The organism is Paraburkholderia heleia NBRC 101817 (genome assembly GCF_000739775.1).
Lineage (GTDB): Bacteria > Pseudomonadota > Gammaproteobacteria > Burkholderiales > Burkholderiaceae > Paraburkholderia > Paraburkholderia heleia.
In genome coordinates this window covers 96,479-112,012 of sequence record NZ_BBJH01000020.1, presented here as the reverse complement: position 1 = coordinate 112,012, position 15,534 = coordinate 96,479, and the positions used below count along the sequence as shown (strand labels likewise).

General features: G+C 65.0%; 13 protein-coding genes. 10 read left to right on the top strand and 3 right to left on the bottom strand.

Annotated features, from left to right (window positions below; translation table 11 throughout):
* Positions 1-72 precede the first annotated feature (72 nt).
* Both BHE01S_RS17315 and BHE01S_RS17310 read left to right on the top strand, forming a co-directional pair.
* Positions 73-519, top strand: a complete 447-nt coding sequence (locus BHE01S_RS17315) for a lytic transglycosylase domain-containing protein (RefSeq protein WP_042266034.1) — start codon at positions 73-75, stop codon at positions 517-519.
* 166 nt (positions 520-685) lie between these two features.
* Positions 686-2,023 carry a GTP-binding protein gene (locus BHE01S_RS17310; protein WP_042266033.1) on the top strand — a complete coding sequence of 446 codons (1,338 nt, stop codon included), beginning with the start codon at positions 686-688 and terminating at the stop codon, positions 2,021-2,023.
* 132 nt (positions 2,024-2,155) lie between these two features.
* On the opposite strand, the gene BHE01S_RS17305 is transcribed toward BHE01S_RS17310, so the two are convergent.
* Positions 2,156-2,434 (bottom strand): HU family DNA-binding protein, encoded by a 279-nt coding sequence (locus BHE01S_RS17305; protein ID WP_027815965.1) that lies wholly within the window; start codon positions 2,432-2,434, stop codon positions 2,156-2,158.
* A gap of 463 nt (positions 2,435-2,897) precedes the next feature.
* On the opposite strand from BHE01S_RS17305, the gene mnmC reads away from it, so the two are divergent.
* The 7 genes from mnmC (at position 2,898) to BHE01S_RS17270 (ending at position 12,639) form a co-directional block, all read left to right on the top strand.
* On the top strand, positions 2,898-4,874 hold the full coding sequence (gene mnmC, locus BHE01S_RS17300; protein WP_042266147.1) for a bifunctional tRNA (5-methylaminomethyl-2-thiouridine)(34)-methyltransferase MnmD/FAD-dependent 5-carboxymethylaminomethyl-2-thiouridine(34) oxidoreductase MnmC: 1,977 nt from the start codon (positions 2,898-2,900) through the stop codon (positions 4,872-4,874).
* A 930-nt stretch (positions 4,875-5,804) separates the two neighbouring features.
* Complete coding sequence (locus tag BHE01S_RS17295) at positions 5,805-7,010, top strand: cation:proton antiporter (RefSeq protein ID WP_042266032.1); 1,206 nt, start codon at positions 5,805-5,807, stop codon at positions 7,008-7,010.
* A gap of 55 nt (positions 7,011-7,065) precedes the next feature.
* Positions 7,066-8,181: a YbdK family carboxylate-amine ligase gene (locus tag BHE01S_RS17290; RefSeq protein ID WP_042266145.1), complete on the top strand. Its 1,116-nt coding sequence runs from the start codon at positions 7,066-7,068 to the stop codon at positions 8,179-8,181.
* A 776-nt stretch (positions 8,182-8,957) separates the two neighbouring features.
* Positions 8,958-9,596 (top strand): MarR family winged helix-turn-helix transcriptional regulator, encoded by a 639-nt coding sequence (locus BHE01S_RS17285; RefSeq protein WP_042266031.1) that lies wholly within the window; start codon positions 8,958-8,960, stop codon positions 9,594-9,596.
* Between the two features lie 263 nt (positions 9,597-9,859).
* On the top strand, positions 9,860-10,588 hold the full coding sequence (locus tag BHE01S_RS17280) for a glutamine amidotransferase (protein ID WP_042266029.1): 729 nt from the start codon (positions 9,860-9,862) through the stop codon (positions 10,586-10,588).
* Between the two features lie 115 nt (positions 10,589-10,703).
* On the top strand, positions 10,704-11,816 hold the full coding sequence (locus BHE01S_RS17275) for an NADH:flavin oxidoreductase/NADH oxidase (protein WP_042266028.1): 1,113 nt from the start codon (positions 10,704-10,706) through the stop codon (positions 11,814-11,816).
* A gap of 316 nt (positions 11,817-12,132) precedes the next feature.
* Positions 12,133-12,639, top strand: a complete 507-nt coding sequence (locus tag BHE01S_RS17270; protein ID WP_042266026.1) for an SET domain-containing protein — start codon at positions 12,133-12,135, stop codon at positions 12,637-12,639.
* Positions 12,640-12,718: 79 nt separating this feature from the next.
* Here BHE01S_RS17270 and BHE01S_RS17265 read toward each other — a convergent pair whose 3' ends face one another.
* On the bottom strand, positions 12,719-14,287 hold the full coding sequence (locus BHE01S_RS17265; RefSeq protein ID WP_042266024.1) for a sensor histidine kinase: 1,569 nt from the start codon (positions 14,285-14,287) through the stop codon (positions 12,719-12,721).
* 184 nt (positions 14,288-14,471) lie between these two features.
* Positions 14,472-15,158: a response regulator transcription factor gene (locus BHE01S_RS17260; RefSeq protein ID WP_027815974.1), complete on the bottom strand. Its 687-nt coding sequence runs from the start codon at positions 15,156-15,158 to the stop codon at positions 14,472-14,474.
* 106 nt (positions 15,159-15,264) lie between these two features.
* Between BHE01S_RS17260 and BHE01S_RS17255 the strand changes: the two genes are divergently transcribed.
* The gene (locus BHE01S_RS17255; protein WP_028203283.1) at positions 15,265-15,495 is read left to right on the top strand and encodes a DUF3717 domain-containing protein; all 231 of its coding nucleotides are present in this window, start codon (positions 15,265-15,267) and stop codon (positions 15,493-15,495) included.
* Positions 15,496-15,534 lie beyond the last annotated feature (39 nt).

Below are 15,534 nucleotides of genomic sequence, written 5' to 3'. Positions count from 1 at the left end.
CGGTTCGCCTCCTTGCTTGTCTTTTCGCTTGTCTTTTCGTTTGCTCTTTCGTCAGCTTCCGCGTGAGTCGCCATGCCGAACATCGGGTCCGCTACGCTTGCCGCCGCCGTGGTGCTCGTCGCCGCGAGCGTCAGCACGCTCGCACACGCCGACTGTTTCGACGAGGCCGCGCGCTACCAGAAGGTCAATCCGCTGATCCTGCGCGCCATTGCCTGGCAGGAGTCGCACAACCGGCCCGACGCAGTACACAGGAATGCGAACGGTTCGATCGACTACGGCGTCATGCAGATCAATTCCGTGCATCTGCCCGTGCTCTCGCAGTACGGCATTTCGCAAAGCACGCTCATGGAGCCGTGCAAGAACGTCTATATCGCCGCGTGGCATCTGCGCCAGAAGATGAACAAGTACGGCAACACGTGGGCTGCCGTCGGCGCTTACCATTCCGAAACGCCGACGCTGCGCGACCAGTACGCGCAGCAGATCGCCGACATTCTGCGCAAGTGGCATCTCATGCAGTAGCGCGCTCGCGCGCTCACCACGTGCTCGCGCCCTGAATGCGGCGGCACGCATGCCCTGCGCGGCGCGCGCGCATGGTGCAAAATGCTGGCTGGCGCCGCACCCTTACGAGGATTTCGATCCTTGCCTGCAGCGTTTCTTCCGACTCACTTTCTGCACCACAACTGCGATGAACCAGCCGCCACTGCCCGTCACCGTGCTCTCGGGTTTTCTGGGCGCGGGCAAGACCACGCTGCTCAACCATATCCTGTCGAACCGCGCGGGCCTGCGCGTGGCGGTGATCGTCAACGACCTCGCCTCGGTGAACATCGACGCCGCGCTCGTGCGCGACGCCTCGGCGCTCTCGCGCGTGGAAGAGCGCGTAGTCGAAATGTCGAACGGCTGCATCTGCTGCACGCTGCGCGACGACCTGCTCACCGAGATCCAGCGCCTCGCCGAGCCGGCCAATGCCGGCCAGCGCTTCGACGCCATCGTGATCGAATCGACCGGCGTGGCCGAACCCATGCCGATCGCGGAAACCTTCACGTTCGCTGGCGACGACGGCATCGCGCTCGATGAATTCGCGCGTCTCGACACGATGGTCACCGTCGTCGACGCGTTCAACTTCCTGCGCGACTACGCGAGCGCGGACCAGCTCGCGCAGCGCGGGGTGGCCGCAAGCGAGGAAGACGACCGCGCGATCGTGGAACTGCTCGTCGATCAGGTGGAATTCTGCGACGTGCTCGTGCTCAACAAGGCCGACCTCGTGAGCGACGACGAACTCGCACGCCTGCAGCACATTCTCGCGCGCATCAATCCGCGCGCGGTGCAGGTGGTGAGCCGCTTCGGCAACGTGCCGCTCGAGGAAGTGATCAAAACCGGCCGCTTCGATTTCGACGCGGCGTCGAGCGCGCCGGGCTGGCTCGCGTCGCTGCATGACCATGACGATGATCATTGCGACGACCCGGCGCATTGCCACGATCCGGCGCATACGCATACATCGCGCAGCGAGGCCGACGAGTACGGCATCAGCAACTTTGTTTATCGCGCGCGCCGCCCGTTTCATCCCGAGCGCTTCTGGGCGCTGCTCAACCAGGAGTGGAAGGGCGTGCTGCGCTCGAAGGGCTTCTTCTGGCTTGCTACGCGCAACGACGTGACGGGCATGCTCTCGCAGGCGGGCGGCGTGTGCCGTCACGGTCCCGCGGGCACGTGGTGGGCGGCGCTGCCGCGCGAGCAATGGCCGCAGGACGCCGAACTCGAAAAGGAAATCGCCGCCGACTGGCAGGGCGATCTCGACGACCCCGGCGTCGGCGACCGCCGCCAGGAGCTGGTGATGATCGGCGTGAATCTCGACCATGATGCATGGCGCGCGAAGCTCGATGGATGCCTTCTGACCGATGCGCAATATTCGGCAGGCCCCGAAGCCTGGCTGGGCTACGCCGATCCGTTCCCGTCCTGGGAACTCGACGACGACGATCACGATCATGATCACAGCGGTCACGACGAAATCGTCCACCGCCCCGACTGACCCGGACGACGCGCTCAACGAACAACGGCGCCGCAAAAATGCGGCGCCGTTTGCTTTCGTCCCTGCGATGGATGAGGCGCAGGCGAAAAAAAACCCGCCAGGGGGCGGGTGTCAACTTAAAGCGGCAACGCCTTAGCGCTTGTTGACGGCGTCCTTGAACGCCTTGCCAGCCGTGAACTTGACGGTCTTGGCAGCGGGAATCTTGATGGTTTCGCCGGTCTTCGGGTTGCGACCCGTACGGGCTGCGCGCTTGCCCGAACCGAAACTGCCGAAGCCGATCAGCTGAACCGCGTCACCCTTCGACACAGCCTTCTTGACCACTTCGAGGAGCGTGTCCAGCGTCTCGCCGGTTTGTGCCTTGCTAGCGCCCGTCTGTGCTGCGACGGCGTCGATCAGTTCCTGTTTATTCATTGAGAAGTTCCTTTCTGTGTTTAGGTTGACACGAACAGCGCGAACGCGCCGATTATACGGACGCGTGCCGCGCCGTCGAGCAGCGACGGACCCGGAGCACCCCGGCGTTTTCGCGTTGCGGCGACTCGCATGTGTCTGATGCCGCAACGTCCGTGCTGCCGCTTCCCTGGGCGGCGCTTGCTATGATAGCGCAGCGCAAACCCAATAACGACAAGGGTTTCGAAGATTTCGCGCGGGACATGCGGGTTTTTTGGAGCGGTTAGACCTTTTTGGGGTGTCCACCCCTGCAAATCCCCCCGCGTGCGACGTTTTTCCCGCGGCACGCGTTGCGCCGCGCCAACGCAGCATGCGCGCAAACGCCGGCCCGACAAGCGTTTGCGGCGGCGCAACCGGCCTTCGCCACACGCTTTTTCCAGCCTCGCGGCTTGCCTGTTTTCTCCTCACCTCTGGCTTCGCGTTCCTCATGACCGCCACCCTGACACCCGCCACGCTCGCTTTCCGGGAAGACGGCACGCCGTTTTCGCCCCTCTATGGCGACATTTATCACAGCACGGGGGGCGCATTCGCACAGGCCCAAGCCGTCTTTCTGAACGGCAACGCGCTGCCGCAGCGCTGGCGAGACCGGCGAGTCTTCACCGTCGTCGAAACCGGCTTCGGCATGGGCGTGAACTTTCTCGCCACGTGGTCGGCATGGCGCGAGGACCCGGCGCGCTGCGAACGCCTGCATTTCGTTTCGGTGGAAAAACATCCGTTCGCGCGCAACGACCTGCAAAGCGCACTCGACACAGTCGTTGCGCACACACGCGAAGCACCGCTCGCGCGCGCACTCGTGAACGCCTGGCCGATGCTCCTGCCGGGCACCCACCGCCTGGAATTCGACGGCGGCCGCGTCACGCTCACGCTCGTTTTCGGCGATGCGCTCGAGGTATTTCCCAAAATGTGGATGCGCGCCGATGCGATCTACCTCGACGGCTTCGCCCCGGCGAAGAATCCCGATCTCTGGTCGCCGGCCATTTTCAAGGCGCTTGCGCGCATCGCCGGCGAGGACGCCACCTTCGCGACCTGGAGCAGTTCGGGCAACGTCAAGCGCGCGCTGGAGCAAAACGGCTTCGAATACCGCAAGGTGCAAGGCTTCAACGGCAAGTGGGCGATGCTGGTCGGACGCTTCGCGCCGCGCTGGCGCGTGCGCCGCTACGAGCCGCCGCTGCCCCTTGCACTGCGCGAGCGGCACGCCATCGTCGTGGGAGCGGGCCTCGCCGGCTGCGCGCTCGTCGAGCGGCTGGCCGTGCGCGGCTGGCGCGTGACGCTCGTCGAGCGCAACGCCGCGCCCGCGCTCGAGGCATCGGGCAATCCGGCCGGCGTGTTCCATCCGCTGATTTCACGCGACGACAGCAGCGCGTCGCGCATCACGCGCGCGGGGTTCCTCTACGCGCTGCAACGCTGGGCCGCGCTCGAAGCCGCCGGCCATGCGCCGAGGCGCTCACATGCCGGCTTGCTCCATCTCGTCACCGACGACGAGTCGCGCGCCGTCGCCGCCGCCCTCGAATCGTTCGGCTATCCCGAAGAATTCGTGCGCGCCGTCACGCGCGAGCAAGCGCAGACGCTGGCCGGCGTTGCACTCCATCAAGGCGGGTGGTTCTATCCGCAGGGCGGCGCGATCGACCCGGCAATGCTCTGCCGTGCGCAATGCGCCTTCGCCGCCGCGCTGCCCGGCGCGCAGGTCGAGACACGTTTCGGCGTGCGTATCGGTCGCATTGCGCGCGCCGGCGAACGGGAATCCGACGAATGGCAGGTGTTCGACGACGCCGGCCGGCTCGTCGCACAGGCAGCCGCGGTGGTCTTCGCCAACGCCCAGGACGCCTCGCGGGCCGCCGCGCTCGCGCATGCGCCCACGCGCATCGTGCGCGGCCAGCTCACGCTCGTCGACCCCAGCCCGCTCGCGAACCTGCGCGTGCCCGTGATCGGCGAGGGCTATGCGGTGCCACTCGACGGCGGCGTCACGCTCGCGGGCGCCACCTACGAAGTCGACGACGCCGACGACGCGCTGCGCGCCGCCGGTCACACCGAGAACATCGAACGCGTCGCGCACATGCTCCCCGAGCTTGCCGCGGCCCAGGGCGAGCGCGATTTCGCGGGCCGCGTGGCGTTCCGCTGCGTCACCAGCGACCGCATGCCGATGCTCGGCCCCCTCGCCGACGAAGACGCCGCCCGCCGCGACGCCCCGCGTCTGGCCGGCGCATGGCCGCTCGACCTGCCGCGCGCAAGCGGCCTCTACGGCGCGTATGCGTTTGGCTCGCGCGGGCTCGTGTGGGCGGGGCTGGGGGCGGAGCTGATCGCGTCCCAGCTGGAAGGCGAGCCTTGGCCGCTCGAGCGGGAACTCGCCGACCAGCTGGATCCGGCGCGCTTCCTGCAGCGCGCCTTGCGCCAGCGCAGTCTTTGAGCGCGGCACACGGAAAAAGAGCCCAGGTTGTCCACACAACGCTGTGGACAACCGCGCGAATTGCCGGCGAATCGGGTGTGGAACCGGTGTGGACGTAAACGGGGTAACTCAGCACGCCCCGTTCCAGGCCCAAAAGTTACTCTTCGAAGCGCGCGTGGACCGCACATGCTTTGCGCGCGGTTGTGCGAGCGCCAACTCGCGGATTCCTCTCGGTAAACTCCGGTTATCCACAGGAAATCCAGGCCCTTGTTAACTTCTACTACGTATACATACGGTAAACCGTAAACCCCAAGCTGACGCCATCGCTGCCGGCAAGCACGATCCAGCCGGAGCTTGAATCCCCTGACGAAAGCGGCCTGCCCGATGCGGTCATTTTTTCCGCATACGTCGTCAAAAGTGCACAATGAGGACGCTATTACCGTCTTTGTCGATGCTTTCGAGGCGGTGGGGCAATTGCAAAAAAGCTATGGCACAATCGCCGTTCTTTCCGCGTCAAATGCCGCATCAGACGGCCGACGTACCCAAGGAACGGTTGCCCCTCATCCTGAATCTGAGTGCTCAGGGTAGACGGCAGCGTTCGTTCATCCAACGCGGGCGCAGCCACACCACACGCAAAGCGCCCGTACCGGCTGTTCGCCGCACCGTCGTGTGCCGGCGCACTGCTTGGCCGCAGCGTTTTGCCGCACACTGTTTGCCCGCACTCGCCGCAGGAAGCGCATATCGGCGCCAGCTCGCCCAATCGTCGTATCGTCGGGCCAGCCGGCTCCCTGGATTGTTGCGCAGGGCTGGCAGACAACGGACGGGGAGTCGAGGTGTCATTCGCCTCGTGCGGCACGCGGCTTGCCTGTTGGCCAGTCGTATGTCGATCTAACGTCGGACAGCCGGATTCGATCCCACGCAAGATGTCGTTGCCAAGGAGAAGCCACCACGATGAAGTCGGCGTTTTCGTTTTTTCCCGCCTGGCCGTTGCAGCTCGACGGTATTTTCTGGGCCGGGCTCGCGCTGCTCGCCGCCGGTTTGTGCGGCGAGCTTTGTTATCGGGCGTGGCGCTTGCCGCGGATCTCGGGCTATGGGGTGATCGGGCTCATTGCCGGATCGGCCGGGTTCGGCGTGATCGACGCCGATGTCGGCACGGCCGCGCGGCCGCTGCTCGACGTCGCGCTCGGCCTGCTGCTGTTCGAACTGGGCAGCCGTCTCGACCTGCGCTGGATCCGCCGCAATCCCTGGCTGATCCTTTCGAGTCTTGCCGAGTCCTCGCTCACCTTCGTGCTCGTGCTCGCGGTGCTGCTGTTCCTTTCCGTGCCGACGATGATCGCGCTCGTCGTGTCCGCGATCGCCATGGCGACGTCGCCTGCCATGGTGATCCAGCTCAAGACCGAGCTGCGCGCGGAAGGCCAGGTCACGCAGCGCCTGCTGACGCTCACGGCGCTCAACAGCATGTATGCGGTGATCGTGGAGAAGCTCGCCTCGACCTGGCTGCATCAGGAAATGTACGGCAACGTGTTCGCGACGATCCTGCAGCCGCTTTATCTGCTGATCGGCTCGCTGATTCTCGCGTTCGTGCTCGCCCGGGCGTGCACGCTGTTTTACCGTCGGCTGAGCCCGCAGGACGAGCATTCGTTCGTCGCGCTGTTCGGCCTCGTGCTGCTGGCGATCGCCGTTGCGCACCTGCTCAAGCTTTCGACGATCCTGAGCCTGCTTGCCGCGGGCATCATCGTGAAGAATCTGGAGCCGCGTCCGCAGCTGTGGCCGCAGCATTTCGGCACGGCCGGATGGCTGCTCACGGTGATTCTGTTCGTGCTCACGCTCACCACCTTCGAGTGGCACGACATTCTCGTGGGCGGCGCGGCGGCGGCGGGGCTGATTGTCTCCCGTCTCGTGGCCAAGCTCGTCGGCGTGCTGATCTTCGCCAAACCGAGCGGGCTGCACTGGAAGCAGGGTATGGCGCTCGGCATCGCCTTGACGCCCATGTCGGCGCTCGCGCTGCTGCTCGTCGAGGACACCTACGAGCTTTACCCGACGTTCGATCCGCGCCTGCGCGCGATCATTCTGTGCTCGATCGTCGTGCTGCAGCTCTTCGGACCCTGGGTGGTCTATCGCGCGCTTGCGCTCGTCGGCGAACGCGGCGAAAAATGAATCTCGCGTCGCGCGCGGCCGGCGGCTCGCGCGCGGCGCCCCGACAGGAAACGCCATGTCACTTGAAACATTTGTCGATTCGAAGCCGTTCACGTTCGGCGTCGAACTCGAAATGCAGATCGTCAACACGCACGACTACGATTTGACCAAGGCGGGCAGCGATCTCATGCGCCTCGTCAAAGATCAGGAGATTCCGGGCAATATCACGCCCGAAATCACCGAAAGCATGATCGAACTCTCCACCGGCATCTGCACGAATCACGAGCAGGCCGTGGCCGATCTGCGCAAGATTCGCGACGTGCTCGTCGCTGCGGCCGATCGTCTCAACGTCGGTCTGTGCGGCGGCGGTACGCACGCGTTCCAGCAGTGGAGCGACCGGCGCATCGTCGATACGCCGCGCTTTCAGTATCTGTCCGAGCTGTACGGCTACCTGGCGAAGCAATTCACAGTGTTCGGCCAGCACGTGCATATCGGCTGCCCGGATGCGGACAGCGCGCTCTTCCTGCTGCACTCGCTTTCGCGCTTCATCCCGCATTTCATCGCGCTCTCGGCGTCGTCGCCCTATGTGCAGGGCGTGGACACCGGATTTCATTCGGCACGACTGAATTCCGTGTTCGCGTTTCCGCTGTCGGGCCGCGCGCCGTTCGTGCTGAGCTGGGAGGAGTTCAAGGAGTACTTCTCGAAGATGGTGCACACGGGCGTTGTCAACAGCATGAAAGACTTCTACTGGGACATCCGCCCGAAACCCGGCTTCGGCACGATCGAGGTGCGCGTGATGGACACGCCGCTTTCGGTCGAGCGCGCCGCCGCGATCGCCTGCTACATCCAGACGCTCGCGCGCCATCTGCTCACCGATCGACCGATCGCGCCGCTCGAGGACGACTATCTCGTGTACACGTTCAACCGCTTCCAGGCGTGCCGCTTCGGCCTCGCCGGCACCTGCGTGAATCCGCAAACGGGCGAGCGCCGCACGATTTCCGAAGACATTCTCGACACGCTCGAGCGGATTGCGCCGCACGGGGAGGTGCTCGGCTCGACGCGCGCGCTCACCGAAATCGGCACGATCGCCCGGGCGCAGAATAACGATGCCACGTGGCTGCGCAGTGTGGTGGCCGAGGAAAAGTCGCTGCACGAGGCGGTGCGGCAGCAGTGCCTGCGCTGGCGCGCCTGACGGGAATCGCAAGGGGGCGCCGGCGGACACACAGGACCACTGACCGATTTTCGCGGGGTGCCAGAGGTGTCTGAAGCGCGCCCCGCGCGGGCAAAAGAGGATGCAAGGGCGGCTTTCGGGCTGCCCTTGGTGTTTTCGGGCACCGGAAAACGGGTGAGAAGCGTGTGAAAAGCGGGCCAAATACGGGGCGCGTTGGTTCCGGACGCCACTTTTTTCGAGGTGGACGCAAATTTTTTTGCTGACTTCGAGGTACCTGGGGGTTCTTATTTTTTTGACCAGGGTTCCGACATGGTCCATATTCATGATCAAATGACCCGCGCCGTTGTGGGTAACCTTCGTTTTCCCTGCAAACTCAATGGACTACGTAATGATTGGTTAGGCACAATCGGGCAGATTCCAGTTGCGTTCGAGACAGAAATCCGCGATAACCTGCATGGGTCACGGGGCGACGAAGGGGAGCAGCCAGGAACCTGTACACAAGGCAATAGCCTGCTTATCAACGGGTTATCCACAATTCACGTTGGATAAGTTAGCTGTGCGATTTGCCGCTCTCGCATAGAATGTCGGTTTGCTGCACCGGCGCCGGGACTTGAAGGAAGTTTCCGGGACCTGCGGCAAGAAACATGACAGTGCAACGCATACGATTGCGTAGGCGTTGCAGGAATATTTTGAGATGGTGCGGCGCTCGGGGAACCGGGCGCCAGCGTTCCCACAGGCCGTCGGTCAAAGCGGCGGCTGACGATGCAGCGCAAGCTGCCAATAACCAGCGAAAGACTATGAGCGAAGGCGTATACGGAGAGCAGGCAGCCGGGCGGGTGACCCATAGCCTGCTGCGACTTAGCACGGCAATGCGGAGCCAGGCGTGGGACTGGGCCGAAGGGGCAGGACTCACGCCTACCCAGGGCGAGATTCTCGTGCTGCTGATGCAGCGTAAGGGGCCGATGCGCCTCGGCGAGATCGCGCGCGAAACGGCCCTCACGGCCGCGACCACGAGCGACGCGGTGAGCACGCTTGAAACCAAGGGCCTGGTCGAAAAGCGCCGTGCGCTCGACGACGGCCGCGCACTTGCGGTGCGTCTCACCTCGCGCGGCCGCACGGCGGCGAAAAAGGCCTCGCAGTGGCCCGACTTCCTGTCGAAGGCGGTCGGCACGCTGAAGGCGGACGAGCAGTCCACGCTGTATCGCACGCTGCTCAAGACGGTTTATCTGCTCGAATCGCAGGAAACCAGCCCGCAACACCGCATGTGCCTGACCTGCTCGCATTTCGAGCCGAGCAAGAACCCGAAGAAGACGCCGCATCACTGCCAGTTGCTGAACATCGACATGGCCGACACGGATCTGCGTCTCGATTGCTCGGTCTACGAACAGGCCGACGTGACGACCCAGAAGAAGAACTGGAAGATCTTCGCGGTTTAAGGCTGAAGCTGCGCCGCCGCCCTCATGGGCGGGCGGTGCGCGCCATGTATGTAACGCGCGGTAACGCAAAGCGTCGCGCTGTCGATGGCGTGCTCACTTTGCGTGTCTGACTTCGCGTATATCAGACGCGTGCCTGGCAATTTGTGTAGTTCTCGCAAGTATTGCCGGAAGTGGATTGCCACAACCGTTGGCGCGAATGTTCGCACGCGCCGTGAAAAAGCGGTGACGTGCATGCCGCCCACAGCCGACCCGGGAATTTGCCGATGAATCGCGAAGTATTGGCTGTGCGCCATGTCTATTTCGAGGACCTCGGCAGCTTCGAGCGCGTGCTCGGCGACCGTGGCCGCCCCGTGCGCTACGTCGACGTCGGCTTCGCCCGTGTCGGCGCGCTCAATCCCTTGTCGGCGTCGCTCATGGTCGTGCTCGGCGGCCCGATCAACGCGTGCGACGATGCGCGCTATCCCACACTCGTTCCCCTTGCCGCGATGATCGAAAAGCGCATCGCGGCCGGTCTGCCTACGCTCGGCATCTGCCTCGGCGCGCAACTGATTGCGCGCGTGCTCGGTGCTCGCGTGTATGCGGGGCTCCAGCCCGAGATCGGCTGGACGCCGCTCACGCTCACCGACGCCGGCCGTGCCTCGCCGCTGCGGCACCTCGACGGCGCGGAGACCTCCATGCTGCACTGGCATGGCGATACCTTCGATCTGCCGCAGGGCGCGACGCGTCTCGCTTCCACGCCGCCCTGCGAGAACCAGGCGTTTTCATGGGGCGAGCACGTGCTCGGCCTGCAGTGCCATCCCGAAGTGCGCGCCGACCGCTTCGAGCCCTGGCTGATCGGTCATGCCGCCGAACTCGCCGGCGCGGGGGTGGACGTGAACGCGCTGCGCGACGACACGTCGCGCCACGGGCCTCAACTGGAAGCACAGGCGAGCCGCATGTTCGGCGAATGGCTCGATGCCGTCGACGCACAGACGGCCGCGCGCCAACCCTGATCCGCGCCTGAACCCGGCTTGATCCACCTCGTGCGGGCGTCCTGTTCCTTGTCGAACGCGTGAATAGCGCGCGTGCTATTCTCGGACGCTTCTGCCAACCGTCCGTGGACCTCCCATGAGCAAGCTCTTCACTCCGCTCGAACTGCGTGGCGTGACGCTCGCCAATCGCATCGTCGTTTCGCCGATGTGCCAGTACTCCGCCGAGCGCGGCGAAGCCAATGACTGGCACATGATCCATCTTGGCCATCTGGCGCTTTCTGGCGCGGCGATGCTCTGCATCGAAGCGACGGCTGTGGAGCCCGACGGCCGTATCACGCCGGGCTGTCTCGGCCTGTGGGACGACGCGACCGAAGCCGCGCTCGGGCCCGTGATCGCCGCCATCCGCCGCCATTCGCCTATCCGCGTCGCCATGCAGATTTCGCACGCGGGGCGCAAGGCGTCGAGTCATGTGCCCTGGGAAGGCGGCCAGCTGATTTCCGTCGCCGAAGGCGGGTGGGTGCCGCACGCGCCTTCGGCGCTCGCGCACAAGGAGGGCGAAGCGCCGCCGCTCGCGCTCGACGTCGCGGGTCTGAATCGTGTGCGCGATGCGTTCGTGGCCACGGCGCGCCGCGCTGCGCGTCTTGGCATCGACGCCCTCGAAATCCACGCGGCGCACGGCTATTTGCTGCACCAATTTCTCTCGCCGATCGCGAACCAGCGCAGCGACGAGTACGGCGGCTCGCGCGAAAACCGCATGCGCTTTCCGCTCGAAGTGTTCGACGCCGTACGCGCCGAATTTCCCGCCGATCGCCCGGTCGGCGTGCGCGTTTCGGCAACGGACTGGGTTGACGGCGGCTGGACGCCTGACGACACCGTGGTCTTCGCGCAGGCGCTCAAGGCGCGCGGCGCAGACTGGATCGACGTGTCGTCGGGCGGCGTGTCGCCGCTGCAAAAGATCCCGCTCGAACCCGGCTATCAAGTGCCGTTCGCGCGCAAGGTGAAGGCAGAAACCGGCATGACGACGATTGCGGTGGGCCTCATCACCGACGCCTTGCAGGCCAACCAGATCGTCGAAGACGGCGAAGCCGACATGATCGCGATGGCGCGCGCGATGCTCTACGATCCGCGCTGGCCGTGGCACGCCGCGGCGCAACTCGGCGCGAGCGTGAGCGCGCCGCCGCAATACTGGCGTTCGCAACCGCGCGAGTTGAAGAAGCTGTTTGGCGAGACGACGCTCGGCCAGCGCTGAAACACGCGGCGCGGCGCGGTTTCTCACGGCGCATATGGGTTGAACGAAAGAGGCGCGAGCGTGTACGATGCCGTCTGTGGCGCGCCGGGCGTCGCATGAGCGCGGCGCCCAATCCGCCCATTCGGGCGCCGCGTTTGCGTACGCAGCGCGACGAGCCGGGACGCGAGAGTTGGATGCAAGGGGCCGACGCAAGGCCAGGCAGACCGGCCGGGCACGGCTTCATGAGAGAGCCGCAGGCGGCGCGCGGGAGGGCATGTTCCACGCCGCCTGTCATGACCGGCACAGTCTCCCCCAGTACTTCACAAGGATTCATTCAATGAGTGAACGCAGGATCGTCGTGCGCCAGTCGGGCGTGCACGGCAAGGGCGTGTTTGCGGCGGTCCCGCTTGCAACCGGCGAACGACTGATCGAATACAAGGGCGAGCGCATCTCCTGGAAGGAAGCGCTGCGGCGTCATCCGCACAATCCTGACGAACCGAATCACACGTTCTATTTCGCACTCGACGACGGCGACGTGATCGACGGCAAGGTAAAGGGCAACAGCGCGCGCTGGATCAACCATTCGTGTGCGCCGAACTGCGAAGCCGAGGAAATCGAAGGACACGTCTACATTCACGCGCTGCGCGATATCGCCGAGGGCGAGGAGCTCTTCTACGACTACGGCCTCGTGATCGACGCGAAGCAGACGAAGAAGCTCAAGCGCGAATACGAATGCCGTTGCGGCGCCCGCAAGTGCCGCGGCACGATGCTCGCGCCGCCCGACGGCGACACGTCCGCGAAGGGCGCGAAAGCGTCGAAAGGCAAGAGCAAAAAGAAGAAGTAAGCGGCGCAACGCGCGTTGCCAGGTATCGAGCACAAGGGCCGCATGAGCGGCCCTTGTCGTTTTCCTGGCACCCGCAGCGTCAGAGATCGATGCTCGCCTGGTGGGTCGGTTTCTTCTCGCGAGACGGCTCGCCGGCGTCGGCCGTACCCAGATGTGCGGTCTCGAAGGCGGCGGCCTCCTTGTTGTCCTTGCGGTCTTTGGGGGCCTTGCCGCCGGGCGCGCCGCGATGCGCAAGCGGCACGCGCACGATGAAACGTGCGCCGCCTTCCGGCGCATCTTCGTAATGCACGCTGCCCCGGTGCAGCGTCATGATGTCGTGCACGATCGCAAGGCCAAGGCCCGCGCCGCTATCCACGCCGCTTTCGCTCTGGCCGTCGCCGCGGAAGAAGCGCTTGAAGAGATCCGACTGCTGCGAAGCGGGCACGCCGCCGCCGTTGTCTTCCACGACGATCTCGGCCATCGGCACGCCTTGCACGCAGGACTGCGAAACGGTGACGGTGATGCGCGCACCTTCGAGCCGCGCGGGCGGCAAATATTTAAGCGCGTTGTCGAGCAGATTCGCGACGACCTCGTGCAGCAGCACGGGGTTGCCGCGCACCATCAACGGCGTGTCGTTTTCGGGATCGTCGAGGCGCTGGAAGCCGAGGTCGACGTGGCTCGCCAGCGCCCGCGGGACCCATTCGGCGCCGGTCTCGAAGGCGAGTGCGGCCATGTCGATATCGACGAAGCGCGCGGCCTGTTCACCCGGCTCCGCGCGCGCGAGCGAGAGCAATTGATTGGACAGACGCACCGCGCGATCGGCCGCGGCACGCAACTCGCGCACCGCGTCGTTGACCTTTTGCGGTTCGCGTGCGTTCACGGCCTGCTCGGCGTGCAGCTTCACTGCGGTGAGCGGCGTACGCAGCTGGTGCGCGGCGTCGGCGATGAACTTGCGCTGCGCGTCGAGCGCGGTCTTCAGGCGGCCGAGCAGCGCGTTCAGCGCGCCCGTGAGCGGACGGATCTCGACGGGCACGTAGGTCTCGTCGACGGGTTCGAGCGACGTGTGCGTCTGGCGGTTGAGCGAGTCGGCGAGCGCGGTGAGCGGGTTGAGCTGCTGGTTGACCACGCGCCACACAATGACCCAGCCGGCGAGCAGCAGGAGCAGCAACGGCATCATGATCGCGACGAGAAATTCGGCCGCGATGCGAAAGCGGTGATGCACAGGCTGACCGACTTCCACGACGATAGGATTGCCATGCGCCTGCGGCACGCGTACCTGGGCGACGCGCACGGTCACGCCCTGATAGATCGTTTCGAACACGTACGCGTAATGCATGCGGCGCACGTTGGTACCCTGCAGCGGCAGGTCGTGGTCGCCCGCGATTTCCGTTTCGCCGTTGCTGATGCGATAGACGAGGTGCTCGACGGGGTCGGAAAACATCGCCTGCGCGAGCGGCGGGACGGTTCTGGCGGCATCGTCGCCGGCGATCTGGATCTGGCGGGAGATGGCCGTGGCGAGGTCGGCGAGCGAGCGGTCGACCACGTGCTGCGTGTACTGCCAGGCGAGCCAATAGGCGATCAGGCCGCTCATCAGCGCGAGCAGCGAAAGCGGGGCGGCGAGGCGCCGTAGTAGCGTGCGCCGCAGGCTCGTTGCGGCAGGTGAGGACATGATGGCTTCAGGGCGAATGATGAATCGTGGGTGCGGCGGCTTGCGCTGCACGGGACCGATCCATTGTACGCGGGCCGCGGGCGCGGCGGCTGAAGTGCCGGTGAGGCGCCAAAACCGGCGCCATCAAGCGCAAACGGCGGCGGATTGCTCCGCCGCCGCTGGCTGGCCCGGAAAACGGGGCGGATCAGGCCGCCTGGCGGATTTCCTGCAGCAGATAGCCGAAGCCGCGCACCGTGACGATCTCGACGCGGCAGTTCTCGAGCTTCTTGCGCACGCGGTGCACGTAGACTTCGATCGCGGTGTCGCCGAGGTCGCCGCCGAAGTGCGTGAGGTGGTCCTGCAGTTGCGCCTTGCTCACCACGCGGCCGTGGCGCAGCAGCAGCATTTCGAGGACGGCGAATTCGCGCGGCGAAAGTTCGAGCGGCTTGTCGTCGTTGAAGATGCGGCGATCGACGCCCGACAGGCGCACGCCGCCGAGCGACACTTCGGGGCGCGGCACGTCGCCGTGCGGGCCGCTGCGGCGCATGACGGCGCGAATGCGCGCTTCGAGCTCGGCCGGTTCGAACGGCTTGAGCATGTAGTCGTCGGCGCCGGAATTCAGGCCCTGGACGCGGTCATTCAGTTCGTCGCGCGCGGTGAGCACGATGACGGGCGTATGCCGGTTGCTTTGACGAAAGCGCGAAAGCAGCGTCATGCCGTCGATGCCCGGCAGCCCCAGATCGAGGATCACGAGCTCATGGCGATTTTGCGTGAGGGCCTGTTCGGCGAAAATGCCGTCGTGGACCATGTCGACGGTGAAGCCGGCTTGTTCGAGGCTGGACTGGATACCGCGTGCGATAGGGCGGTCGTCTTCGATCAGAAGGAGTCGCATGGAATTCGCTCAAGTACAATGGGTTTTAGCGTTCAGGCACGCAGTTCGCGAAGCGTCGCTTGCTGGCCTCGCGGCACAGCCCGACGGTTGCGCGATCACGATCCACATGTCCGATATTTCGATCACCGAACTCGAAGCCGCGATCAACTTCTGGCGCAACCGCTCGCCATCGATTGGCGATGAACTTGCGTTGTGCCAGGAGGCGAGTGCGCTCTCCAAGCCTTATGCGCTGCTGATTGTACAGCGTCAGAACGCCATATCGCCGGAACGTTTAGACCCGATTGCCCGCGCTGCCTGGGAGTCTTACGTATCCATCAAGAATAGCCTTCAAAGCTGAAGGTTTGAAGGCCCGGCACCCTGCATTATGCTTTCGCGG

Excerpts from the sequence above, each read along its gene's own strand:
- BHE01S_RS17280 (WP_042266029.1), top strand. The coding sequence starts at position 9,860 with ATGAATCGCGAAGTATTGGCTGTGCGCCATGTCTATTTCGAGGACCTC.
- BHE01S_RS17285 (WP_042266031.1), top strand. The coding sequence starts at position 8,958 with ATGAGCGAAGGCGTATACGGAGAGCAGGCAGCCGGGCGGGTGACCCAT.
- BHE01S_RS17255 (WP_028203283.1), top strand. The coding sequence starts at position 15,265 with ATGTCCGATATTTCGATCACCGAACTCGAAGCCGCGATCAACTTCTGG.
- BHE01S_RS17290 (WP_042266145.1), top strand. The coding sequence starts at position 7,066 with ATGTCACTTGAAACATTTGTCGATTCGAAGCCGTTCACGTTCGGCGTC.
- BHE01S_RS17310 (WP_042266033.1), top strand. The coding sequence starts at position 686 with ATGAACCAGCCGCCACTGCCCGTCACCGTGCTCTCGGGTTTTCTGGGC.
- BHE01S_RS17265 (WP_042266024.1), bottom strand. The coding sequence starts at position 14,287 with ATGTCCTCACCTGCCGCAACGAGCCTGCGGCGCACGCTACTACGGCGC.
- BHE01S_RS17260 (WP_027815974.1), bottom strand. The coding sequence starts at position 15,158 with ATGCGACTCCTTCTGATCGAAGACGACCGCCCTATCGCACGCGGTATC.
- mnmC (WP_042266147.1), top strand. The coding sequence starts at position 2,898 with ATGACCGCCACCCTGACACCCGCCACGCTCGCTTTCCGGGAAGACGGC.
- BHE01S_RS17275 (WP_042266028.1), top strand. The coding sequence starts at position 10,704 with ATGAGCAAGCTCTTCACTCCGCTCGAACTGCGTGGCGTGACGCTCGCC.
- BHE01S_RS17295 (WP_042266032.1), top strand. The coding sequence starts at position 5,805 with ATGAAGTCGGCGTTTTCGTTTTTTCCCGCCTGGCCGTTGCAGCTCGAC.
- BHE01S_RS17270 (WP_042266026.1), top strand. The coding sequence starts at position 12,133 with ATGAGTGAACGCAGGATCGTCGTGCGCCAGTCGGGCGTGCACGGCAAG.
- BHE01S_RS17315 (WP_042266034.1), top strand. The coding sequence starts at position 73 with ATGCCGAACATCGGGTCCGCTACGCTTGCCGCCGCCGTGGTGCTCGTC.
- BHE01S_RS17305 (WP_027815965.1), bottom strand. The coding sequence starts at position 2,434 with ATGAATAAACAGGAACTGATCGACGCCGTCGCAGCACAGACGGGCGCT.